At 45.9% G+C, this 24116-nt stretch carries 17 protein-coding genes, 1 pseudogene and 1 riboswitch; of the genes and pseudogenes, 8 read left to right on the top strand and 10 right to left on the bottom strand.

From position 1 onward, the window contains the following. Window positions 1-95: 95 nt before the first annotated feature. From dapD to AB6E51_RS21365, 6 genes and pseudogenes are all read right to left on the bottom strand, one after another. Window positions 96-1127 (bottom strand): 2,3,4,5-tetrahydropyridine-2,6-dicarboxylate N-succinyltransferase, encoded by a 1032-nt coding sequence (gene dapD / locus AB6E51_RS21390; protein WP_372058755.1) that lies wholly within the window; start codon window positions 1125-1127, stop codon window positions 96-98. Between the two features lie 258 nt (window positions 1128-1385). Beyond that, a pseudogene (locus AB6E51_RS21385) lies at window positions 1386-2027 on the bottom strand (MarC family protein). A gap of 228 nt (window positions 2028-2255) precedes the next feature. Then, window positions 2256-3245: a GGGtGRT protein gene (locus AB6E51_RS21380; protein WP_017067817.1), complete on the bottom strand. Its 990-nt coding sequence runs from the start codon at window positions 3243-3245 to the stop codon at window positions 2256-2258. A gap of 25 nt (window positions 3246-3270) precedes the next feature. Beyond that, on the bottom strand, window positions 3271-3963 hold the full coding sequence (locus AB6E51_RS21375) for an iron-sulfur cluster assembly scaffold protein (protein WP_017068533.1): 693 nt from the start codon (window positions 3961-3963) through the stop codon (window positions 3271-3273). A gap of 194 nt (window positions 3964-4157) precedes the next feature. Beyond that, a riboswitch (Fluoride riboswitch) is annotated at window positions 4158-4242 on the bottom strand. A gap of 155 nt (window positions 4243-4397) precedes the next feature. After that, window positions 4398-4691, bottom strand: coding sequence for a YebG family protein (locus AB6E51_RS21370; protein WP_372058756.1), 294 nt, complete (start codon window positions 4689-4691; stop codon window positions 4398-4400). 88 nt (window positions 4692-4779) lie between these two features. Next, window positions 4780-5676, bottom strand: coding sequence for a LysR family transcriptional regulator (locus tag AB6E51_RS21365; RefSeq protein ID WP_017059889.1), 897 nt, complete (start codon window positions 5674-5676; stop codon window positions 4780-4782). A 208-nt stretch (window positions 5677-5884) separates the two neighbouring features. Between AB6E51_RS21365 and AB6E51_RS21360 the strand changes: the two genes are divergently transcribed. From AB6E51_RS21360 to recD, 4 genes are all read left to right on the top strand, one after another. Then, entirely contained in the window at window positions 5885-6835 is a 951-nt protein-coding gene (locus AB6E51_RS21360) for a TDT family transporter (RefSeq protein ID WP_372058758.1), read from the top strand. Window positions 6836-6962: 127 nt separating this feature from the next. Continuing rightward, window positions 6963-10439 (top strand): exodeoxyribonuclease V subunit gamma, encoded by a 3477-nt coding sequence (recC, locus tag AB6E51_RS21355; RefSeq protein WP_372058759.1) that lies wholly within the window; start codon window positions 6963-6965, stop codon window positions 10437-10439. Window positions 10440-10848: 409 nt separating this feature from the next. Then, window positions 10849-14523, top strand: coding sequence for an exodeoxyribonuclease V subunit beta (gene recB / locus AB6E51_RS21350; RefSeq protein WP_372058761.1), 3675 nt, complete (start codon window positions 10849-10851; stop codon window positions 14521-14523). Next, window positions 14523-16733 (top strand): exodeoxyribonuclease V subunit alpha, encoded by a 2211-nt coding sequence (gene recD, locus AB6E51_RS21345; protein WP_017064195.1) that lies wholly within the window; start codon window positions 14523-14525, stop codon window positions 16731-16733. Before recB ends, recD begins: the two co-directional genes overlap by 1 nt. Window positions 16734-16814: 81 nt before the next feature. Here the strand turns inward: recD and AB6E51_RS21340 are convergent, their stop codons facing one another. Both AB6E51_RS21340 and argA read right to left on the bottom strand, forming a co-directional pair. Beyond that, window positions 16815-17006, bottom strand: coding sequence for a hypothetical protein (locus tag AB6E51_RS21340; RefSeq protein ID WP_046224581.1), 192 nt, complete (start codon window positions 17004-17006; stop codon window positions 16815-16817). 283 nt (window positions 17007-17289) lie between these two features. Next, complete coding sequence (argA, locus tag AB6E51_RS21335) at window positions 17290-18627, bottom strand: amino-acid N-acetyltransferase (RefSeq protein ID WP_136978982.1); 1338 nt, start codon at window positions 18625-18627, stop codon at window positions 17290-17292. A gap of 161 nt (window positions 18628-18788) precedes the next feature. Between argA and AB6E51_RS21330 the strand changes: the two genes are divergently transcribed. The 4 genes from AB6E51_RS21330 (at window position 18789) to csdE (ending at window position 21845) form a co-directional block, all read left to right on the top strand. Next, window positions 18789-19262, top strand: coding sequence for a DUF2850 domain-containing protein (locus AB6E51_RS21330; protein ID WP_017064193.1), 474 nt, complete (start codon window positions 18789-18791; stop codon window positions 19260-19262). 81 nt (window positions 19263-19343) lie between these two features. Then, a complete protein-coding gene (gene mltA, locus AB6E51_RS21325) occupies window positions 19344-20456 on the top strand; it encodes a murein transglycosylase A (protein WP_017059898.1) in 1113 nt (370 codons plus the stop codon). A gap of 113 nt (window positions 20457-20569) precedes the next feature. Next, window positions 20570-21379, top strand: a complete 810-nt coding sequence (gene tcdA, locus AB6E51_RS21320) for a tRNA cyclic N6-threonylcarbamoyladenosine(37) synthase TcdA (RefSeq protein WP_065584400.1) — start codon at window positions 20570-20572, stop codon at window positions 21377-21379. Window positions 21380-21416: 37 nt separating this feature from the next. Then, window positions 21417-21845 carry a cysteine desulfurase sulfur acceptor subunit CsdE gene (gene csdE / locus AB6E51_RS21315; RefSeq protein ID WP_065584401.1) on the top strand — a complete coding sequence of 143 codons (429 nt, stop codon included), beginning with the start codon at window positions 21417-21419 and terminating at the stop codon, window positions 21843-21845. Between the two features lie 69 nt (window positions 21846-21914). Here csdE and csdA read toward each other — a convergent pair whose 3' ends face one another. Both csdA and panE read right to left on the bottom strand, forming a co-directional pair. Then, complete coding sequence (gene csdA / locus AB6E51_RS21310) at window positions 21915-23126, bottom strand: cysteine desulfurase CsdA (protein WP_372058763.1); 1212 nt, start codon at window positions 23124-23126, stop codon at window positions 21915-21917. 87 nt (window positions 23127-23213) lie between these two features. After that, window positions 23214-24107 carry a 2-dehydropantoate 2-reductase gene (gene panE / locus AB6E51_RS21305; RefSeq protein WP_229647798.1) on the bottom strand — a complete coding sequence of 298 codons (894 nt, stop codon included), beginning with the start codon at window positions 24105-24107 and terminating at the stop codon, window positions 23214-23216. Between the last annotated feature and the right edge of the window lie 9 nt (window positions 24108-24116).

Genomic DNA, 24116 nt, shown 5'->3' with positions numbered 1-24116 from the left:
CTACTTCTTCTTGAAGATAAAAGCGGCTTTCCCCGGAAAGCCGCGATGAACCTTATTATTTTCTAGCATCTAGCATCTAGCATCTAGTGCTTAGATTAGTTGTTGCTGTGCAGCTCGCTGTTTAGCTCAACCGCAGACTTGTTCGCTAGGCACTCGATTTGGCCTGTGATTGAGTTGCGACGGAACAGAAGATCAGACACGCCAGCAAGATCGCGAGCTTTAATGATTTCTACTTCATTGCCTTCTTTATCTAGCATGCGAACCTTAGTACCCGCAGTCACGTAAAGACCAGACTCAACTGTACAACGGTCGCCCATAGGGAAGCCAAGACCAGCGTTTGCGCCTAGTAGGCAGTTTTCGCCGATAGAGATAACCATCGTACCGCCACCAGACAGAGTACCCATGATAGAAGCGCCGCCGCCGATGTCTGAACCGTTACCTACAACAACACCCGCAGAGATACGACCTTCAACCATGCTCACGCCAGTTGTACCAGCATTGAAGTTGATGAAACCTTCGTGCATTACTGTTGTGCCTTCGCCTACGTGTGCGCCAAGACGAACACGAGAAGTGTCAGCAATACGAATACCTGTTGGTACTACGTAGTCCACCATTTTAGGGAACTTGTCTACGCAATCTACAGACAGAGCACGACCTGCAAGGCGAGCTTCGATTTGACGCTCAGCCAGCTCAGGTAGGTCGATAGGGCCTTCGTTTGTCCATGCGATGTTGTGCAGTAGACCGAAGATGCCGTCCAGTACCGTACCGTGTGGTTGTACTAGGCGGTTAGAGATAAGTTGTAGCTTTAGGAAGCCTTCAGCAACTGATGCTGGCTTCTCGTCAGTAGCAAGAACAACAAGAACAAGTGGCTGTTCAGACGCTGCCGCTTTTTCTGCTAAAGATGCGTTAGCTGCATCATCGTTTGCTGCGAATGCCTTCGCCAGTTCTGCGCTTTGTGCAGCAGAGATTTCGATAGCTTGGTTGCCTTCAGCGTAACCTGACACTTCAGCTACAGCTGCTACAAGAGCGTCGCTTGGGTTTAGAAGCGGGTTAGGGAAGAACGCTTCAATGATTTTATTGTCGCGATTTTTGGTTGCCGTACCGAAGGCTAGTGAAAAATAAGCCATGTTGAATCTCCATGTGTTGAGTCTTGATTTTGCTATTCCAAAACAACGGCTCGAATAACAAGCGCTGCCGTTAGCAAAGTTAATTTAATTGCGTTCATCATAAAGAGAGCGCCCTCGTTATGAAAGGGCGTATCGGGATAAAGTCTGTAAAATGATATTGCTTGTCTTTTGAGAGATAGTTTTCTGCAATGAGAAAACACTGCAGATCAGCACAAATTGATTGGTGCGTTAATCAACATTCTCCTGTGAATCCCCTCTTTAGATAAACAGCGCCTTATGAGCTTGTTCAATACCTTCAATCAGCATCTGCATACCAATAACGGCGAGTATCAAACCCATCATTCGGGTAATTACATTCAATGCACTTGCTCCAACGGCTTTAACGAAGCGCTCGCCAAATACAAACAATACGTAGGTTAAGGCGCATAGTAGGCCAAAGGCGACGATTGTGATGATGGTTTCGTAGATGCCTTCGGTGCTGGCAAAGTTCATCGCGGTGGCAATGGTGCCCGGTCCGGCTAATATTGGCATTGCCAGTGGCGAGACGGCGATACTGAGCGCCGCATCTTGTTGAGCGTCTGAGTTGACCTTCTCTTTTGCTTTAGAGTGTGTTGAGTCACCTTGCAGCATATGAAAGCCAATCAAGAACACGAGGATCCCGCCGGTGATACGAAGCGCGTAAAGCGTGATACCAAAGAGGTCGAAGATGAGTTTACCCGAGACAGCAAAGGTGCTGACGATGATGAAGGCGATGAACACTGAGCGGAAAGCGATAGACTTGACCGTTTCCCTATCATTATCACCTGTTAATCAAAGAAAGATCGGTGTGTTGGCGATAGGGTTCATGATGGCAAAAAAGCCCATGAACACGGTAATGGTATGAATGATGAGCTCTTTCATATTATTCCTTTGAAAATATGTAGTTAAATACGACAGCAGAATGTATTTAATCTTAGATACAAATAATTATTAGAAATAGATAGTAGAGCACGTGTGAATAAAAAACAGCCAGCATAAGGCTGGCTGTTTGGTTTTAGTGATAGGTGTAGAGTTTTAGTCGTCCGTTATTGCTTGATTCTCAACTAACAGACTCTACATAACAGGCAGATTGTGGGACTCACTTTGTCGTTATGCGTGTTGAGATTCACTCACTGCCACAGCCAATGCAACCGTCGATCCGACCATTGGGTTGTTGCCCATGCCGATGAAGCCCATCATCGCCACGTGAGCAGGAACTGAAGAGCTACCTGCGAACTGAGCATCAGCGTGCATTCTGCCCATGGTATCGGTCATGCCGTAAGACGCTGGGCCTGCTGCTACGTTATCTGGGTGCAATGTTCGACCTGTACCGCCACCTGAAGCAACTGAGAAGTATGGCAAACCTTGGCGAGTGCGTTCTGCTTTGTAGATACCAGCAACAGGGTGTTGGAAGCGTGTTGGGTTGGTTGAGTTACCCGTGATACTCACATCCACTTCTTCTCTGTGCATGATCGCTACACCTTCACGTACATCATCAGCGCCGTAACACAAGATCTCGCCACGAGGGCCTTGTGAGAAGCGGCGACGTTCTGTTTCAACTAGCTCACCCGTTTGGTAATCAAATTGAGTGCGAACATAAGTAAAGCCATTGATGCGAGAGATTAGGTAAGCGGCATCTTTACCTAGACCGTTCAAGATAACTTTCAATGGTGTTTTGCGTGATTTGTTCACGTTCAGTGCAATCTTGATCGCACCTTCTGCAGCAGCAAAAGATTCGTGACCCGCAAGGAAAGCAAAGCAGTGGCTCTCTTCATTGAGAAGGCGAGCAGCCAGTGCGCCATGGCCGATACCGACTTGGCGTTGCTCCGCAACACTGCCGGGTTTTGTGAATGCTTGAAGGCCTTCACCAATGATATTCGCTGCTTGTTCTGCGTTGTTCGCTTTACGGAACAGAGCCAATGCTGCACCAAGAGTGTAAGCGTCAGCTGCGCTTTCAAATGCGATAGGTTGAGTGTCCATCACTAATGCTTTTGGATCGACATTGTGTGATAAACAGTATTGGTTTGCTTGCTCTAAAGAGTCGAAGTTCATTTCTGCCAATACGCGAGTTACTGATTCATTAAATTGAGTGTTCATCATATCTTTCCTCTTTTATTGGCAAAAATTATTGTTGGCGTGGGTTAATGGTGGTCACGGCTTCGTCGAAGCGACCATAAGTCCCTGTCGCAAGGTCAGCAGCTTCATTCGCTGGTACACCTTGGTTAATCGCCTTCATCATTTTGCCGAGGTTGAGATATTCATAGCCAATCACTTCGCTGTGATCATCAAGTGCAAGCTTAGTTACGTAACCTTCTGCAAGTTCTAGGTAACGAACGCCTTTCGCTGAGGTTGAATAACTGGTGCCGACTTGGCTACGCTGTGTTTGACCTAAGTCTTCCAATGCTGCGCCGATTTCTAGGCCACCTTCAGAGAAAGCAGACTGAGTTCGACCGTAAACAAACTGCAGGAAGATTTCGCGCATCGCTACGTTAATCGCGTCACATACTAAGTCAGTATTCAGCGCTTCTAGAATGGTTTTTCCGGTGAGGATTTCCGCAGCCATCGCGGCAGATTGAGTCATACCTGAACAACCAATCGTTTCGATTAATGCTTCTTCGATGATGCCGTTTTTTACGTTAAGAGTCAGTTTTGCAGCACCTTGTTGTGGTGCACAAGTGCCAACACCGTGGCTTAAGCCAGAAATAGCGATGACATCTTTTGGGCTAACCATTGCGCCTTCAACTGGAATTGGAGCTGAATTGTGAAGATCACCCCTTTGAATAGGGCACATTGATTGAATTTCTGAAGAGTAGTGCATAATGTTTTCTCACTTATAGAGCCATTTAAGGCCTAGGGCGTTGAGAAAACAGGACGTGTTGGAAGAGGTGCGGCTAATTCACTACAGATCTTGAGTATCGATAATCCAAAGGTGTCATGGAACTTGGTCTTAATAGACTAAGTCCATTTCAAAATGGAGGAATAGCGATACGTCCAACAGTATTACCTGTTTTCGATTCTGTAGGAGTCATTAGCACTGTTCGGAAAGAACGGGCGGTTGAAGCAAAAGCTTAGGTGGAACCCCATCACCTGATGGCTATAGATTAGATCTTCCTCACACTTTCATGCAAGCGAATGTTTAGAGCGATTTCGACTATAAACAAGCTTCATTATATTTCGATAAGTATAAAAAAACGCCAATAACGAACTCTGATTAGAGGCGTCATTGACGTTTTTTAGAAAGGTATCAGCTAGTTAAGCTGCATCTTCTTCTACGTCTTCAACAGCTTCAAGCTTCTTAGCTTTTTTCGGAGCTGGCTTACGCTTAGCACCTAATGCGTAAAGAACTTCTTCTTTGTTCTTCGCTAGGTACATTGCAAGTTCTTCTTGCTTGCCTTCATCTTCAACTAAATCGCTTTTGCCTAACAGTTCAAAAAGCTCATCAGCCATATCCAGCATTTTGTCGTATGCGTCAGCTTCGGCTTTAGAGGTAAAAGTCATTTTCTCTTCTCCGTTGCGTTCCACCACGTACTTGACGATAACAGCCATGGTTAATCCTCTAAGTTTGATAAATTTTACTGGCTTTTTATACAGTTTCTGATGTTAAAAGTCCAGTTGGAGCCCGTACTATGCGGCCTCAATCTTGATGTGCCGCCCAGTCTTCACAATAACTCATGAAAGATTTCAGCAGTGGGCTTTGATATTTGTCTTTATGGACCAGCATCCAGAATCGGCGTTTCATATCAAGTGGCACATTAAGCGCTTTTACTCGGCCTGAATCGATCGCTCGCTGAGCAGCTAAACGAGACAAACAGGCAAAGCCAAGACCGGCAGAAACAGAGTTGATGATTGCTTCTGTGGTGTTGAGTTCAAAAGATTCATACCAATGTTCGATGCGCGGTGCGACGGCACGAAGGAAAAACTCGCGAGTCCCTGAGCCTGATTCACGTAAAATCCAATGGCTGTCTTCTAAATCGCTTAAAATCACTTTTTCTTTGGCAACGAGAGGATGTTGATTACTAACAATAATGCACATTTCATCGCTGCTAAACTGACTCGAAATGAGTTCAGGGTGTAATGTTTTTCCTTCAATTAGCGCGATATCAAGTTCATAATCCACCAACTTTTGGCAGATCAGTGCACTGTTTGAAATGAACAAGCTTTGATCCTGATGTTGAGTTCGTTCGCGAAAGCCTGACAAAATAAACGGTGCGACCTGATTACCAATCGTGTCACTCGCGCCGACCTTTAGATTGCCACTTAAAGGCTGATCATCACGGAACAAAACATCAATACCAGCAGCACGATGTAATATTTCATCCGCCAATGGAAGTAACTTATGTCCCTCTTGGTTGAGAATTAATCGGTTGTTGACCCGGTCAAATAGAGAGTGGCCGAGTTGTTTCTCCATTTCGCCTAGTGCCATGCTGACCGCAGCTTTAGACAGAAACAGAGCCTCAGAGGCAGCAGTCAATGTCGAGTGCTGAGTAATAGTGACGAACACTTTGAGCTGTTTTATTGAAATATTAGCCATCAGATTCCTAGTTTTACTCTGCTGGTGAAAATGGATTATGTTCAGTATTGATGAACACTTGTTATATATAATTGGATATTGTTTAACGAAGCGCAAGCGTATTATGGCTTCAACAAGCTGATGAGTTCACAAGTTTAGTGAATTAGGTTTAAGAGAGGCTGACATGATTCAACGTATTAAATATAGATTAACAGGAGCTCCAACACCCATGGCAGGGTTAGCACTCGCAATTGCAAGCTTAGGCTGGTGTTGGGATGGTGTTCTAGTCTCACAAGGTATCTTACACACACCGGGTTTGGTGCAGTGGATCAGTGCTGGCATTGCGGCGGTATTACTTCTTGTTTTAGCTGTGAAATTTTTGATTCATGGTCACCTATTGCGTGAAGATCTTGCTCACCCTGTTGTCGGCAGTGTGGTACCAACATTTGCAATGGGGTGCATGGTGGTGTCAGCGTCTTTGGCGCCAATCTCTCAATTCTTACAAGAAGCTATGTGGTTGGCTTCTGTGGCTTTGCATGTTGTGTTTCTAACGAGCTTTTTGTACCACAGAGCTAAAAACTTTGAGATTCACCACATGGTGCCAAGCTGGTTTGTGCCACCGATCGGAATTATCGTCGCTGACGTCTCTTTCTCAGGTAATCCAGTTTTAGAGCCAGTAGCTAACGCGACTTTGGTATTCGGCTTATTGGTTTACGCAGTAATGCTACCAATCATGGTTTACCGTTTGATCTTCTCTCACGAAGTGCCAGATGCTGCAAAACCAACGATTGCGATTATGGCAGCACCGGCAAGCCTATCTTTGGCGGGTTACTTAACCGTTACTGCTAACCCTTCACCTGTGATCATTGGTTTACTATTTGGTATTGCAGTGTTGATGACGTTCATTATCTATATGGCGTTTTTCAAACTACTTCGTCTTCCATTTAGCCCTGGTTATGCAGCGTTTACCTTCCCAATCGTGATTGGTGCAACAGCCTTGTTCAAACTGGCTGCGTGGATGCAAGCACAAGGTATTGAAGCGCATTACATCAATCAAGTGTTTGGCCTAGCGTATCTAGAATTGATTGTGGCAACGTTTGTAGTGGGTTATGTGGCGGTTCGTTATTACATGAATTACAAACCTCACCGTGTTCTAAGCGCGGTAGGCAGTAGATTGTAAGAAGCAATAGTTCAAAAGATAAACGGAGCTTAAGTTTTCAGTATTTCATAAGCTTATATTCCTAATCCAAACTCGGCACTTATGCTAATCTGGCTTTATATTGTGGCAAGATTAGCGTGAGTGCACTTTGTTTACTGTTTACCATTCCAATAAAGTCGATACTTTAAAAATTCTTCTCGTTCACTTGATCAAAAGTGACCCTTTAGCCAATCCTTTCGAAAAAGAGCAGATCTTGGTTCAGAGCCCGGGTATGTCTCAATGGCTTAAGATGGAACTCGCCAAAGAGTTTGGTGTAGCAGCAAATATCGACTTTCCTCTTCCAGCAACCTTCATTTGGGATATGTTTACCCAAGTGCTTCCTGACGTACCGAAACGCAGTGCTTTTAACAAAGAAGCGATGACGTGGAAGCTGATGAGTTTGCTACCCGCGAAACTTGACCACCCTGATTTCTTACCCCTACAGCGCTATCTTGAAAACGACGAAGACGGCTCTAAGTTGTATCAATTAGCCGAGAAAATTGCCGATATCTTCGATGGCTACTTGGTGTATCGACCTGAGTGGATGGCGATGTGGGAAGCGGGAGAACCCGTTGCAGAATTGATTGATAGTGAAGGACAACAAGAGCACCCTTGGCAGCCGATTTTGTGGAAGGCACTCTACGATCAAACGCTCTCTCAAGGCCAATCGAAATATCACCGTGGTAACTTGTATCACGACTTCATTGAAGCGTTAGCTAATCAACAAGGCCAGTTACAACACCTGCCGAAACGTCTGTTTGTGTTTGGTATTTCGTCACTGCCTCCTCGCTACATGGATGCCTTGAAAGCGCTTGGCGAGCAGATTGATGTCCACCTGATGTTTACCAACCCTTGCCAACATTACTGGGGCGATATTCGTGACCGTAAATACTTGGCGAGAGTGGAAGCGCAGCGTCGTAAGCAGTTTGCTTTGGTTGATGGTTTACCTCAGCTAGAAGGCGAAGTCTCACCATTAAAAGATGGCATTGAAGCCAATATTGAAGACGAACTGCATACCAGCCAAGCGGTCGGTAATAGCTTACTTGCGTCTATGGGTAAACTGGGCAGAGATAACCTGTTCTTGCTGTCTCAATCAGACAGCGAAGAGCATGAGTTCTTTATTGATGTCGAGAGAGACAGCCTGCTGCATCAACTGCAAGCCGATATTCTTGAGTTAGAAGAGCACCAAGACGATCACATCTTAGACTCCAGCAACCACAAACAAGTGGTTGAGCTGGGCGATCGTTCGTTGACGGTACACGCTTGTCACAGCCCAATGCGCGAGGTGGAGGTTCTCCATGACCAGTTGTTAGCGATGTTTGATGCTGATCCAAGCTTAAAACCACGCGATATCATTGTGATGGTGGCAGACATCAATGCTTACAGCCCTGCTATTCAGGCGGTATTTGGTAATGCTCCGGGTGAGCGTTATATCCCTTACTCGATCTCGGATAGAACGGCAGACCAAGAGAGCCCAATTCTGACCGCGTTCATGCAGTTGGTCGCGTTACCTAACACGCGTTGTCTAGCTTCTGAACTTCTAGAGCTATTAGAAATCCCAGCGATGATGGCACGCTTCGGTATTGATGAATTTCAATTTGAACAAGCTAAGCAGTGGGTTGAAGAAGCGGGTATCCGCTGGGGCGTCGATTCTTCTACGGCAACAGAGTTTGATTTGCCTGCCACCGAGCAAAATACTTGGCTATTTGGTATCCAGCGTATGTTACTGGGTTATGCGATGTCGGATTCTGCGGGTCTGTTTGAAACCGAACACTCTCCAATTGCAGCTTATAACGAAGTTCAGGGCATTAACGCTGAACTTGCAGGTAAGTTAGCGCACTTTATTGACCGTATTGCTCATTACCGCCAACGACTAACTGAAACCCAATCAATCGATATGTGGCGTGAAACCTTGCTGCAAATGATTGATGATTTTTTTGCGGTTGAGCTGGAAGGTGAGGTGGTGCTTAAGTCGATTCGTGATGCACTTTCACAACTGAATGAACAGCTTGATGATGCCTTGTATGAGCAAGAGTTGTCGCCGAGTATCATCTATCAGTACTTAAATAATAAACTGTCGGGCGCCCGTATCAGTCAGCGTTTCTTAGCGGGACAAGTTAACTTTTGTACCTTGATGCCGATGCGTTCTATTCCGTTCAAAACCGTCTGTTTGTTAGGCATGAATGATGGGGTTTACCCTCGCTCAATGCCGCCAGAAGGTTTTGACCTGATGAACGGGCGCACTCGACCTGGTGATCGTTCTCGTCGTGATGATGACCGTTATCTATTCCTAGAAGCAATGCTGTCAGCACAAGAGTGTTTATACATCAGCTATGTCGGCCGTTCGATTCAAGATAATACTGAGCGAGTACCGTCGGTATTGGTTTCTGAGTTGATTGAGTACTGCCACCAGAACTACTGCCTAAGTGCAGATCAAGCGTTACCAAGTGATGATTCTGGTATCAAACTGACTCAAGCAATCAGCTTTGAACACACCATGACACCATTTAGCCCAGCAGCCTTTACCCAAGGTGATGCAGGTCATGTATTGAGCTACGCCAAAGAATGGCTTCCTGCGGCAAATCGTTCTGGTGAGCGCAGTGGTGAATTCAATCGCGCTTTGGATGACTATTTGCTTGGTGCGAGCTATCCGTTAGAACTCGATTTGGTTGAGCTACAGCGTTTCTGGCGTTTGCCGGTGCAATACTTCTTTAATCGCCGTCTAAAAGTCGTGTTTGAGCCACCGCTTCCGGTAATGGAAGACGACGAGCCGTTCGTGCTTAATGGCTTAGAAAGCTTCCAGCTTAAAGATGCGCTGCTGCAAGTGTTGCTGGACCACCCAGAAGGCGCAGACGAAGCGGTGCGACTGTTTGTCTCTGAGCAAAAAGCCCAAGGTCGATTACCGGTCGGCGCCTTCGGTGACATCGAATTTGAAACCAACCGTGTTCAAGCGGAAGACTTAGCCAAAGAGATTAGATTTGTGAGCGGATCACCGCAGCAAGATCTCGAAGTGAATATCGAGTTTGACGTGTTAGGCGAAGGTAAGCCTGTTCGCTTGATGGGGTGGTTAACTCAAAACTATCAATCAGGTCTAGTGCGTTTCCGTAGCGGCAAAATACGCTCTCAAGATTACTTGGCTGCGTGGATTGATCATCTATCCTGCGCTGTTATGGGACACGGAAAAACGACCCATATTATTGGCTATGACAGAAAAGAGGGCGTGGTTCACCAAACGCTACAACCTATCGGCGATGCGCAGCAAGCGAAGAGTATATTAGCTCAGTTAGTACGACTGTTTTATCAAGGTATGACTGCACCATTGCCATACTTCCCGAAAACGGCATTAGCTGGTGTTGAAGCGGGCTTTAGCCGTGGTAAATGGGTCGATGATGAAGAGAAGTCACTTAAGAAAATGGCCGATACTTTTAATGACAGCTTCGCTTTCACTGGCGAGGGGCGAGATACCTACATCTCGCGTATTTGGCCTAAATGGGACGATGAGCTGGCTGCTGAGTCGCGTATGTATTCAACGCTTGTGTTACAGGCGGCAAGGTTGGCGGCTGCCGATCTGGAAGATCAGGAGTAAGTGGCTGTGATCGACAAGATCAATCGCGGGTTCGCTGAATTAATGAATGACAGAAGAGAGTCGCTGGTAAGCGTTTGGTACGCTTGCTTTCAAGATGAAGGGAATCAAGGTGAATAGAAGCAAGGTACAGGAAATAAAGTGGCCGCCAGTAAATCATTATTAGTGTAGGGCGTTCGCTGTACGGCCACAGGTCAGAGGGACCATTATTCTGTGGTTCAAAGTAACACCGTAAAGTACAAAACTCGTACGCGCTCCTGAACTCGTGGGCGCATAGTAGCGAGGCGATCCGAATTGATCCGTGAGAGAGATCGCACTAACTATTAACAAATCAGCGTAGGACGTAAATTGAATGACGTTTTCCACGCTAGGTCACATTTGTAACAACATATTTATCAGAAGGCAGTAAGGCATGACGACCACAAGCAGTGTTCAGGTAATTGCTCCACAGACACTCAATACCATGACGTTTCCACTTCATGGCGCGCGTTTAATTGAAGCATCGGCGGGTACTGGTAAAACATTTACTATCGCTGGCTTGTACTTACGCTTACTGCTCGGACACGGCACGGCAGCACCAACAGGAGAGCTTACAGAAGCTACCCGACATCATGAGCCACTTACCGTAGATCAAATTCTGGTCGTGACTTTTACCGAAGCGGCAACCGCAGAGCTGCGAGATCGTATCCGTGCACGAATCCATGATGCACGCATTGCGTTTGCTCGCGGGCAAAGTGATGACCCAGTGATTGCGCCTCTGTTGCAAGAGATCGAAGACCACGCAGGCGCTGCGAAAACACTGCTCAATGCCGAAAGGCAAATGGATGAAGCGGCGGTCTACACCATTCACGGCTTCTGTCAGCGTATGTTGACTCAAAATGCTTTTGAGTCTGGAAGCCGCTTTGATAACGAATTTGTGACCGATGAAAGCCACCTAAAAGCACAAGTAGTTGCTGACTATTGGCGTAAACAGTTTTACCCGCTGCCCATTCAACTGGCTGGTGAGGTTCGTAATATCTGGGGTTCACCGGCTGCATTATTAGCAGACGTAAATCGTTATCTGACAGGATCTCCGCTGAAATTGACGGTAGATGCGATGTCGGGCGACTTGCAAACTCTGCACAGCCAAAACCTAGATAAAGTGAAGCAACTTAAAGCGCTGTGGTGTGAATCCGAAGCGGACTTTTTGGCTTTGATCTCTGCTTCGGATGTGAACAAGCGTAGCTACACTAAGAAATCTCTGCCGACATGGTTAGAAGCTGTGACAGCATGGGCGCAGAGCGACACTCATGATTACCAGTTTCCAGATAAACTAGAGAAGTTCTCACAAGCAACGTTAATTGAAAAAACACCAAAAGGCGTCGCACCTCAGCATGCCGTTTTCGAAGCGATTGAAGATTTCTTAAATCACCCAGCCGACTTGAAAGCTCCATTGCTGGCACATGCGATTACCCATTGTCGAACTATGCTAGCAAAGGCGAAACAGCAAAAGCAGTGGTTATCATTTGATGATTTGTTGACTCAGTTATCTGCGTCGATTGATGTCGATGAGCAGTCCTTGCTGGTGGAAAGAATTCGCACACTCTACCCAGTTGCAATGATCGATGAATTCCAAGATACCGATCCGCTGCAATACAGTATTTTTAGCCGAATCTATCTCGATAATCCGCAGTGCGGCTTGTTTATGATCGGTGACCCGAAGCAGGCTATTTATGGCTTTCGTGGCGCAGATATCTTTACCTATATCAAGGCGAGAAACCAAGTTAGTGCTCACTACACCTTAGGCACTAACTGGCGTTCAAGTGCCGATATGGTCAGCGCAGTAAACCAAGTTTTTATGAACTCGGATAGCCCGTTTATCTACGATCAAGACATTCCATTCTTGCCCGTTGCTGCCAGTCCATCGGCCGACAAACGCCAATGGGTAATGAACGGAGAAACTCAGCACGCACTCACCTTTTGGCTGCAAGAGGCTGAAGACAAGCCGTTACCAAAGGGCGAATATCACAAGGCAATGGCAGAGGCGACGGCGAGTCAAATTCAAACCATTCTGACCGCTTCTCAAAATCAACAAGCCTATTTTGATAACGGCAAAAAACAACATGCCGTGAATGCGGGTGATATTGCTGTTTTGGTTCGAACCGGTAGTGAAGGTCGTCTGATTAAGAACGCGTTGTCGGAACAAGGCATTGCGAGCGTGTATTTATCCAACCGAGACAGTGTGTTCACCAGCTTGGTCGCACAAGATATTCAACGTTTGTTGCAGGCGGTGCTGACACCTGAAAATGACCGATCATTACGCGCCAGTTTAGCGTCGGAGTTGTTTGCTCTGGATGCCGCATCATTGGATGAACTCAACAACGATGAAGTGGTGTGGGAAAACGTCGTTAACGAGTTTAGAGAATATCGTAAGTTGTGGCTTCAGCGCGGCGTGTTGCCAATGCTTCGCAGCGTGATCAGTAAACGACATCTCGCGGAACGCTTACTGGAAGAAGAAAATGGTGAGCGCTCACTCACTGATTTAATGCACATTGGCGAATTGTTGCAACAAGCAAGACAAGAACTCGACAGTGACTATGGCTTGTTGCGTTGGCTGGCTGAAGCAATCTCAGATGCACAAAATGGTTTAGGTGGCAGTGACGACGACATTCAACGCCTTGAATCAGAAAGAAACTTGGTTCAAATCGTTACCATTCATAAATCGAAAGGCTTGGAATATGACTTAGTATTTTTGCCGTTCGTTGCAAGCTATCGTGAAGCGAGTGAAGGTAAGTTCTACGACCATGATTCAGACACCACAGTACTCGATATTACTGGCAGCGACAGTGCCTTAGCGCAAGCCGATAAGGAGCGATTAGCAGAAGATCTACGTTTGATTTATGTAGCGCTGACTCGTGCTGTTTATGGATGTTTTATTGGCATGGCACCGCTACGTAAAGGGCGTTCAACTAAAGAGCCAACTGGCGTTCACTTAAGTGCGATGGGCTACTTGGTTCAAAACGGACAAGAACAAGGCATTGCTGAGTTGAATCAAGCTTTGTCAGCGATTGAGGGTAAGAATTCAAGCGTATTGCTGTCTGAAACACCAACCGCTCACGAGCAAGTTTTTGTACAAGCAGAACAAGTGAGTGACGACTTACAGGCCAGTGAGCTCAAGGCTTCAATTGACCGAGCTTGGCGTATCACCAGTTACTCAGGACTAGTCAAACAGGGCAGCCACGGAGCAAGCCATGATGCGACCATTGAGGTGTCTGGCTTTGATATTGATTCGGCGGATGAGCAAGATGAGTCTGAGCTGATTGAGCCTGAACGCTCTATCTTTACGTTCCCTCGTGGTGCTCGCCCAGGTACTTTCTTACACACCTTGTTTGAGGAGGTTGAATTTACCGAGCCAGCAACCAGTGAACATAACACGCAAGTAATCACTCACTTATTAGAATCAGAGCAATATGAATTAGAGTGGCTACCTGTGCTTCAGCAACTGGTCGATACAGTGCTGAACACCGCATTAGACGGCAAGAACTTAAAGCTAAGCGAGAAAGACTCGACGCAACGTTTAGTTGAGATGGAATTCTTACTGCCGATCGAAGTATTGGCTGCATCTGAACTGAATCAAACCATTCAATATCACGATCCATTGTCAGCCAAAGCGGGCGATCTAGGTTTCCAAACCGTGCAAGGTATGTTGAAAGGCTTCATCGATTTGGTGTTTGAGCACCAAGGTAAATACTATGTACTCGACTGGAAATCGAATCACTTAGGAGATGATGTTGCTGTCTACCATGGCGAGGCATTGAAATCGGCGATGGCCGACCATCGCTATGATCTGCAATATCAGATCTATGCGTTGGCATTGCATCGCTTTTTACGCAGCCGCGTTGCGGATTACAGTTATGAACAACATTTTGGTGGCGTGTACTACTTGTTCTTACGAGGAATGGACGGCCAATCTCAGCAAGGTATTTTCTCGGCGAAACCAACACTGGCTTTACTTGATGAAATGGATCAATTGATTGACGGTAAAGTGATAGACAGACGTTCGGCACAATTGAATGACGATGAAACTGGACAGATGGGGCTTTTATAATGACAACAACGACCACTAATACCGGCATAGATACTGCGAACACAGCAAAGCCAGTTTCACTTATTCCTGAGCAACTGATGGATGTACTCCAGTTTCTTGCGGATAAGGGTTCTATTCGTCAGTTGGATTATCAATTTGCCCGTTTTCTTGCTCAGCAAGCCACGAGCTACCCTCAAGAGATCGGCTTTCTCGCGGGGGTAGTGAGCCATGAATTAGGCAAAGGACACATTTGTACTCAGCTTATACAGCAGCATACGACAGGCCCTGAACTAGCGGCAGATCTTGCTCAGTTACTTGGGTTATACGGTGAAACTGCCCTGCAATTGAACCAAAAACTGTTGGGTATTGATTGGGTGGCTGTGCTTCAATCATCAAACTTAGTGGGAACGACCAACGATTGTGTTAAGCCTCTAATGTTCGATGGGCAGCGTGTCTATTTACAGCGTTATTGGAACTACGAAGTTGTGTTGGCTGAGACCTTAAACCGTTTAAGTAAGCCGGTAGAGTTCAATACTGAGCAGAAAAAAGCGCTGACTGAAACGCTCAATCTGCTTTTTGCACGTAGCTATCATTTTCTGTTTAACGCCTTAGCCAGGGCTGAAGCAAATCAGCAGACGTCTCAGGTATTACGCCAACAATTGGTGTGTGACCATCTTGATATTGTGAATGAGCAGGCTTTAGATTGGGGATCAATCGACCAAGCGATTGTACAAGCTAAGCAGGTGACGGACTTAGATGTGTTGGACGACTTGGTGCCGTTATCGGCATGTTTGAACTGGCAAAAAGTCGCGGCAGCGGTGGCGCTGAGTCGTCGTTTTGCGGTGATTTCTGGTGGGCCGGGTACTGGTAAAACAACCACGGTAACCAAATTACTGTCGGCGATGGTCGAGCAATCTCTCAGCCAAGGTAAAACACCAACGATTAAGCTAGTGGCACCAACGGGTAAAGCGGCGGCGCGTTTAACCGAGTCGATCGGTAAAGCAATTGAACAGCTGCCATTAGCGCCTGAAGTGAAAGCCAACATACCGACCGAATCGAGCACCTTACACAGATTACTCGGCGCGATTCCTAACCGTGCTGAGTTTAGGCATAACCGACGCAATCCACTCCACCTTGATATCTTGGTAGTGGATGAAGCTTCAATGGTTGATCTGTCGATGATGTATAAGCTAGTGGATGCACTTCCTGAGCACGCAAGGCTCATCTTATTGGGTGATAAAGACCAACTCGCTTCAGTAGAGGCAGGTGCTGTGCTCGGTGATATCTGTTCATTCAACTCTGCAGGGTACAGCACAGCGCAAGGCAATTTGATTGCAGAGATGACAGGTTTTGATGCGATAGCTAAACCAAGACAAGACAAAGCTGGAGCGGTGAATCCGCCTGCGATTGCGGATAGCTTGTGTATGCTGCAGAAGAGTTATCGTTTCGATGCGCGCTCCGGTATCGGTCAGCTGGCAAAAGCAATCAATAATGGTTCTGCGAATCAAGTAGACCAAGTGTTTGCCAAAGGTTTTGGCGATATCGAAAACCACCCTCTGTCGAGTGACAGCTATAACCTGATGCTGCGTACTTTGGTTAACGAGTATGGTGCGTACCTCAATAGAATGAATGTGCCGTTGGAAGAGTTAGAAACTCAAGAAGCGAGAGCGAAATCGGTACTCGATTTGTTCAGCCAATGCCGACTGTTGTGTTCCATTCGTGAAGGGGATTTTGGTGTTAAAGGCCTCAACCACAGAATTGAAAGAGCACTGGCCGCAAGGCGTTTGGTGAGCCCTCATAATGATGAGCTGTGGTATCACGGACGTCCTGTTATGGTGACGCGAAATGATCATGGCTTGGGTTTGTACAATGGTGATATTGGTATCTGTATGCTTGAGGCGGGTTCTAGTCAACCTGACTTAACCCCTCGTTTGAAGGTCTATTTTGAGTTGCCCGATGGCAGCGTAAAAGCTGTGCTACCAAGCCGAGTGCCCGATCATGAAACGGCTTATGCAATGACAATACACAAATCTCAGGGTAGTGAATTTGATCTGACCTTAATGATCTTGCCGCCAGATTTCAGCCCTATTTTAACGCGGGAGCTTATCTATACAGGTATTACACGTGCGAAGAAACGACTGATGATGTTCAGCGATACAAATGTGTTGAAGCGTGGGATTAAGGTGAAAACAGAGCGAGTGAGTGGTTTAGGCAGTCGCTTAACGAATTAGTCGTTATGGACGGCTAGAGAAGGTTTTGAACTTAGGGCTAGACAAACACAAAGCAACCATCCTTGGTTGCTTTGAGCGTTATTAGGAATCAGAGCCTAAAAACGCTCGAGTAAACGATATGTGGTTTATCTTGTACTTTGCTTGGCAATTCAAAATAAACTCTTTTAGATTCTCGCTAACAGGGAACACGCAGTGTACGTCTAGCCCTTCTAAGAATTGGTTATCAGCCATATCCCAAAAACTTTGCAGCGAGTTACAAACAATGGTTCTCATATCAATATTGCTCTTTTTGCTGTTTATATTAACGAGCAGAGCTAATGTTAGCGTGCTGGCCGTCAACGGGTATAGCAATCCGTGCAGTGACCACCTCAATGAGTTCGACATGACTATCGAGATGGCAATTCCAATAAAAACATTTGTTAAGATTATTAAAGCGTCTAAATTCTATACAATTATACGTGTGAGTGAAAGTGCATAGTTAATAAATCTCATATAGAAAACGATTACATTTGCAATTATTTTTCCTTTGAAGTGAGATTTTAGTCCAAAACTTTATTTACACATTTAACGCTAAGATTTTTGAGTTACGTTGATAGTTGTACAGCCCCTGTTTTTCCATCGGTAGCTCATCAACTCCGATCTCGTAAAACCCTTGTTCACGGAACCAATGCAGGCTATGTGTGGTTAAAACGAAAATTTGGTCGATATCACGAGACTTCGATTGATGACGCATGTAATCCAGCAACAATTGCCCACGGTTTCCATCGCGATAGTCAGGGTGAATCGCCACACACGCCATCTCTGCCATGTGATCTTCCGGATACGCATATAGTGCAGCGCAACCAATAATCAGTCCGTCTTTTTCGATAATCGTAAAGCGGTGAATCTCTTGTTCCAATTGTTCTCTTGAGCGACGAACGAGAATGCCTTGTTCTTCCAAAGGACGAATAAGGTCAAAGATGCCGCCAATATCGTCGATCTGAGCTTGTCTTACTTGCTCGGCACTAGCCATGACCACTTGGGTTCCAATACCGTCAAAAGAGAACAACTCTTGGATTAATGCGCCATCTACCTTGTAGCTGATTAGATGACAACGAGGCACACCAGCTCGACAAGCGGAGATCGCTCCTTTCAAGAAGCGCAGTGTTCCTGTGCTCATGTCTTCGGCAGGATTTTGAGATTCCGTTAATCGTTCTAGAATTTGCTTGGCATCTTTAGGGAAGAGTTCGGCGAGCACGTTACCGCGTTCATCTGTTACCCCTTGTTCGGAGCAGAAGCCAATCAGCTTGTCGGCCTTTAGACGAATAGCAACTTGGGTAGCGACCTCTTCAGAAAGTAGGTTAAAGCTTTCGCCTGTCACGGAGCTGGCAATAGGGCCAAGCAGTACAATTGAACCTTGGTCAAGCGTGCGATTGATCCCTTCGATATCGATTCGACGAATACGCCCGCTGTGGCAATAATCCGTACCGTCATCCACGCCAAGCGGTTGAGCCGTAATGAAGTTACCACTCATAACATTGAGTTGAGTGCCTGCCATCGGCGTGTTGTTTAAGCTCATTGAGAGGCGTGCGGTGATGGCAAGTTGAAGCTGTCCAGCAGCCTGCATAGCGACGCCCAAAGAATATTCATCAGTGACCCTAATATTCTTGTGATAAGGCGTATGGCAATCTTGCTTGGCGAGCAATTGGTTGATCTGCGGTCTTGCCCCGTGAACGAGAACAATCTTTACTCCAAGGCTGTGGAGCAAGGCTATATCACTAATAATGTTACCAAAGTTCCTGTCGGCAACGGCTTCGCCTCCCAGCATAATGACCATGGTTTTGCCACGGTGAGCATTTACGTAAGGGGTTGATTGTCTGAAACCTTTTACTAGCGCTGTACTTCTTAATTTCACAGAACAAGTCCATTTTGTTTATTTATTCGATAATTTAGCATTTAAATTCAAATGTAAACAACACCTTTTTGGAATAAAGCGCAAACTATTCTTATCTAGGCTTCAATATATAAACTGTCTCAGTGTAGAATGCGCATAGCATCCTTATGAGTAGTCACCGAATGCAACAAGCTCCAGCAACAAAGAACAAAATCGATGAGATAACCAAAGGTCTCTACAGCGAAGCTGATCAGCGCAATCAATCTAAGTTGAAGCGTAAGATCATTGAACGCTGTTTAATGGTTCTAGCCTTAGTGGGTTCGTTTGCGGTGGTTTCTTTGTTCGGCGATGTGCTTTCCCGAGTGCAAAATGCGGCGACGCCCGACAATCTGATATACGGCACTTGGATAGAGCAAGATGTTGCACATTATGCGACCGATGAGTTTGTTCTGAATGCTAATGGTGTGTCAGTTCGTGGGTCTGTTGTTTCGACGAGCTTTGACTTTGATGGAAACTACTTTGAATACAAGGCGGGTGATAAAACCTATCGCTTCCGCATGACCAATTCTGACAATACAGAAATGGTGCTCGATTCTGACAGTCACTACAATCCCATCTTCCGCCTTAAGGGCCATATCGATAACTCCGTCCGATAGGTTATCTTCTTGTAAACTCTTACAATCTAAGATTGTGTTATCTGACTGTTTTTGTCATCCTCGATGCATAGAATTTTTAGGATGACTCTTGTGATTAAAAAATGGCTTCCCCTTGTCGCTGCCTCTTTGTTATTTGGCTGTGCTCAACCCACTGATCTTGCTCAGCAACACCTTGATGACGAATTTCCTCGCACCTTGAATAAGGTCGATCAGGTTGAATCCAATAAACCAAGAGACTACACCGCATTTGCAGAACAAGCTGAGATGGTGGTTTCTAAATCCCCTTCGATGGCTAAAATCTATGAGCCGCTTTATCAACAACTCAATGAGTGGGCGATGCTGAGTGGAGATCCAAGCGAGCTAGCGAATTTTGGCGTTCAAACCGCTCAACTAGGTGGTGGCGATAAACAAGGCAATGTTTTGTTCACGGGCTACTTTTCTCCTGTGATGGAGCTGCGCCACGAAGCGAATGAAGAATACCGTTACCCTGTTTACGGGCTTCCTGAGTGTGGCAAAGAGTGTCCAACACGCGAAGAGATTTACAACGGCGCATTAGAAGGTCAAGGCCTTGAGTTAGGTTATTCAGCAAACCGCATCGACCCATTTATGATGGAAGTGCAGGGCAGTGGATTTGTGCACTTCGGTGATGATGACACGCTGCAGTATTTCGCCTACGCGGGTAAGAATAATAAAGCTTATGTGAGCATTGGCCGTGTTCTGATTGAACGAGGCTTAGTTCCACGCGAAAAAATGTCGCTAAAAGCAATCAAAGAGTGGGTATTGGCAAACGATCCTGAAGTAGTGAAAGAGCTGCTTGAGCAAAACCCTTCTTTCGTTTTCTTTGAAGCGAGAGACGACCTATCGGTAATGGGCAGCGCGGGCATTCCTCTATTACCGATGGCGGCGGTAGCGGGCGATCGCTCTATCTTACCTATGGGAACACCGATTCTTGCTGAGGTTCCACTACTGAATGCTGATGGTACTTGGAGCGGCGCTCATCAACTAAGACTGCTATTGGTTTTGGATACGGGCGGCGCGGTTAAGCAAAACCATTTGGACCTTTACCACGGCATGGGCCCTCGAGCGGGTACAGAAGCGGGCCATTACAAGCATTTTGGTCGTGTGTGGAAGCTCGGTTTAGATGGCAGCGCAACTGAAGCGCCTTGGGCTTTGCCTCCTGAAAAGGTTGAGTAAGCTACAATAAAAAAGGGCATTGAAAGCGAATCGCTAATCCCCTAGACTTTTTATTCAAGAGTGCGTATAAAACGCACTCTTTTCTTTTTCTCAGAAATAAATTGGCGGCAACAATGCGTGAATTGACCACTCCAGCTTCAGAAAACTATGACCAACGATTTGGTGGCACTCGTCGCCTATATGGCAATAGTGAAGTCGACATACTTAGAGCTGCACACGTGTGCGTGATCGGTATTGGCGGTGTAGGTTCATGGGCTGTTGAAGCGCTTGCTCGTACTGGTTTAGGTGAGCTGACTTTGATCGATATGGATGATGTGTGTGTGACCAACATCAACCGTCAGATCCACGCAATGTCGGGTACCGTTGGTAAAAGCAAAATCGAAGTGATGGCAGAGCGCGTTAAGCTGATTAACCCTGAGTGTAAAGTTAACCTGATTGACGACTTCATCGGCCCAGACAATCAGGCTGAATACCTGTCGAAAGAGTTCGACTTTGTATTAGATGCGATTGACAGTATGAAAGCTAAGGCTTCACTGTTGGCATATTGTCGTAGCAACAAAATTAAGGTGATCACCACTGGTGGTGCGGGTGGTCAAATCGATCCGACTCAAATCAAAGTGGCTGATCTGACGAAGACGATTCAAGATCCGCTCGCGAAGAAGCTAAAAGATACCCTTCGTCGTCATCATAATTTCCCTAAGAATTCAGCACGTAAGTTTGGTATCGATTGTGTGTTCTCAACTGAACAGCTGAAATACCCTCAAGCTGACGGCAGTGTATGTGCTGCGAAAGCGACAGCAGAAGGTCCAAAACGCATGGATTGTGCGACGGGTTTTGGTGCGGCAACGGTTGTAACAGCGACGTTTGGCTTTGTGGCTGTTTCACGTATCGTCGAAAAGCTGATTCAAAAGCACGCTAAGTAACGTCTTCTACTCAATTAACAATCGACTGGATATTAAAATGACCACATTCCCAAGCTCTCCATTCGGCACTGAAATTACCAGTGATGATATTGTCGCGAAAATGCAGACATTCAGCGGCTGGGAAGACCGTTATCGCCAAGTGATTCAATGGGGTAAGAAACTGCCAACGATGCCTGATGAACTGAAAAGTGAGCAGGTGATTGTCTCTGGCTGTGAAAGCCAAGTGTGGTTGGTTTCTCAGAATATCGATGGTGTTTGGCACTTTTGTGCTGATTCTGATGCGCGTATCGTTCGCGGTCTGATTGCATTAGTAATGGCTGCGTATGATGGAAAAACATCAGAGCAGGTTCAAGCGTTCAATATTGATGGTTACTTTGAACAAATCGGTCTAATTACCCACCTTAGCCCATCTCGTGGTAATGGGTTAAAAGCGATTGTTGCTCAAATCCAAGAGCTAAGTGCTTAGCATCTCTTAGATACACAGAAACAAAAAGGGTTGACGTTAAACGCCAACCCTAAGTAATTTCGCTACTCGCTAAAGCATATCAACGGCTTTTTCTATCGCCGCTACGAGTTTTTCAACATCATCCATGTTGTTGTAAATACCAAATGAAATTCGAACCGTTCCTTTCACATTAAGTGCATCCATTAATGGGTGAGCACAATGATGTCCTGCACGTACTGCGATACCTTGCTGATCCAGTAGAGTCGCTATATCTTGATGGTGAACACCATCCATCACAAAAGTAATCACACTTGCGTTAGGTTGATACCCTAAAATCTGAATGTCATCCAGTTTACTGAGCGCAAGATAAGTCTCGTGTTGTAGTTGGTGGATATGATTTTCGACATCTTGTTGTACAAAACCACTTAACCATTCTATTGCGGTGCTTAGTGCTATGGCCCCTGCCACATTTGGCGTGCCCGCTTCGAATTTGCCAGGCAGTTCTGAAAAAGTAGTGCCAGAGAAAGAGACGCGCTCGACCATTTTGCCACCACCATGCCAAGGTGGCATCGCTTCTAACAATTCAAGCTTGCCGTAAAGCACACCGATGCCCGCAGGGGCATAGAGCTTGTGACCTGAGAAAACGTAGAAATCTGCACCTAAAGCAGCAACATCAACTGATTCATGAACGATGCCTTGCGCACCATCGACCACAACAATCGCATTCATCTTGTGTGCTTTTTCTATGACGGCTTCATTCGGCTGACGAGAACCCGTCACGTTGGTTATCTGAGCTAATGCAACAATCTTGGTTCGTTCATTTAAAAGCGTATCAAACGCGACTAGGTCAAATTCACAATCCGATGTCATCGGTACTTTAACGACTTTAGCCCCGGTTTGTTCTGCCACAATTTGCCAAGGGACAATGTTAGCGTGATGCTCCATTTCACTCACTAAAATCTCATCGCCAGGCTGAAGAGTACTTCTTGCGTAAGTTTGAGCAATTAAATTGAGCGCCTCGGTGGCACCACGAGTCCAGATGATCTCTTTTGAAGAGCTTGCACCGATAAACTGAGCGACCTTATCTCTGGCTGCTTCAAACTGACTGGTCGCGTTCGCTGTTAAACTATGGCTACCGCGGTGAACATTGGCATTTTGCTTGGAGTAATACTGGCTAATGGCATCAATAACTACCTGAGGTTTTTGTGTCGTTGCCGCGCTGTCTAAGTAAATCAATGGTTGTTGATTGATGGTTTGTGATAGCGCAGGGAACTGCTCTCGGATGTGATTGATATCAAGCATCTATTCTTACCTAAAATCTTGGAAATTGGTGCCAGCGTTATGCTTAGCGGTATTGTTATTTTATCGCGACTTGTTGACCGTTGCTGACTAATCTTGATGATTCCAGCTATTTTCTTGCTCTTTGACCTGATCGAACAGTTTTTGGTTAACGGGAACTTCTATCTGATGCTTAAGCGCTGTTTTTATTAGGTGTCCAGTGATGAAGTCGATCTCTGTCTTACGTTGGTAAAACATATCCTGCTTCATGGATGAGTTGTTTTGAGCCGTAGCGTGGATAACCTTGTTGACACTTGCTTCTAATCCGTCGAATGAACAAGCTATCTCTTCGGCCTGCATAACTTGTGTGAGCTCTTCAACGATAGAACTTAAAATACCCTCAAACCTTTGGTCTGCAAGTTCACCATTCTTGATTTGTTCCAACCCAGTAAGTGGGTTGATAGCACAATTTATGGCGAGTTTAGTCCAAAGCGCGGTTTTTATTTGTGGGTTCCAACTCACAGCGGGGAGAGCATGATCCAACACATCAACTAAAAACGTGCACTGCTGACCCGTTTGGTTAAAAGCACCTAACTGGGTTTGCCCTATTCCTGTGTGAGATACACTATTACGATCAGGTTTGAATGCTGCTTGGGTCGTGGTTGCCAATACTATCGGGTGAGTATCAATTTGAGTGGCGATGTTGTCGACCGCCCCCATTCCGTTATGCATGAATATGAGAATGGTGTCGGGATCGAGATGTTGAAGCAGTGGAGTGGTTGCTTCTGCTATTTGCCAAGCTTTGACCGTGAAAATAACCAAGTCACTCGCTGATAGCTTTTCGATATTGTTGTTACTGAAGGAAAGGGAAGCTTGTCCATCAAGTGATAAGTCAATTGAGTTATCAGTGGAACGACTCCACAAAGACACATTATGACCAGCTTGAAGTAGTTTTATTGCCCATAAAGAGCCGATGGCCCCTGGCCCAACAATAGTGATGTTCACAGCAATACC

The organism is Vibrio sp. 10N.247.311.47 (assembly GCF_041467535.1).
Taxonomy (GTDB): Bacteria; Pseudomonadota; Gammaproteobacteria; order Enterobacterales; family Vibrionaceae; genus Vibrio; species Vibrio crassostreae_C.
The sequence above is the reverse complement of the archived record's forward strand: the minus strand, read 5'-3'. Positions and strand labels throughout refer to the sequence as shown.

Coding starts and splice junctions, on each gene's coding strand:
- AB6E51_RS21370 (WP_372058756.1), bottom strand. CDS start 4,691: ATGGCTGTTATCGTCAAGTACGTGGTGGAACGCAACGGAGAAGAGAAA.
- csdA (WP_372058763.1), bottom strand. CDS start 23,126: ATGCTTGATATCAATCACATCCGAGAGCAGTTCCCTGCGCTATCACAA.
- csdE (WP_065584401.1), top strand. CDS start 21,417: ATGACCACATTCCCAAGCTCTCCATTCGGCACTGAAATTACCAGTGAT.
- AB6E51_RS21375 (WP_017068533.1), bottom strand. CDS start 3,963: ATGCACTACTCTTCAGAAATTCAATCAATGTGCCCTATTCAAAGGGGT.
- tcdA (WP_065584400.1), top strand. CDS start 20,570: ATGCGTGAATTGACCACTCCAGCTTCAGAAAACTATGACCAACGATTT.
- AB6E51_RS21330 (WP_017064193.1), top strand. CDS start 18,789: ATGCAACAAGCTCCAGCAACAAAGAACAAAATCGATGAGATAACCAAA.
- dapD (WP_372058755.1), bottom strand. CDS start 1,127: ATGGCTTATTTTTCACTAGCCTTCGGTACGGCAACCAAAAATCGCGAC.
- AB6E51_RS21365 (WP_017059889.1), bottom strand. CDS start 5,676: ATGGCTAATATTTCAATAAAACAGCTCAAAGTGTTCGTCACTATTACT.
- mltA (WP_017059898.1), top strand. CDS start 19,344: ATGACTCTTGTGATTAAAAAATGGCTTCCCCTTGTCGCTGCCTCTTTG.
- AB6E51_RS21380 (WP_017067817.1), bottom strand. CDS start 3,245: ATGATGAACACTCAATTTAATGAATCAGTAACTCGCGTATTGGCAGAA.
- AB6E51_RS21340 (WP_046224581.1), bottom strand. CDS start 17,006: ATGAGAACCATTGTTTGTAACTCGCTGCAAAGTTTTTGGGATATGGCT.
- recB (WP_372058761.1), top strand. CDS start 10,849: ATGACGACCACAAGCAGTGTTCAGGTAATTGCTCCACAGACACTCAAT.
- recD (WP_017064195.1), top strand. CDS start 14,523: ATGACAACAACGACCACTAATACCGGCATAGATACTGCGAACACAGCA.
- AB6E51_RS21360 (WP_372058758.1), top strand. CDS start 5,885: ATGGCAGGGTTAGCACTCGCAATTGCAAGCTTAGGCTGGTGTTGGGAT.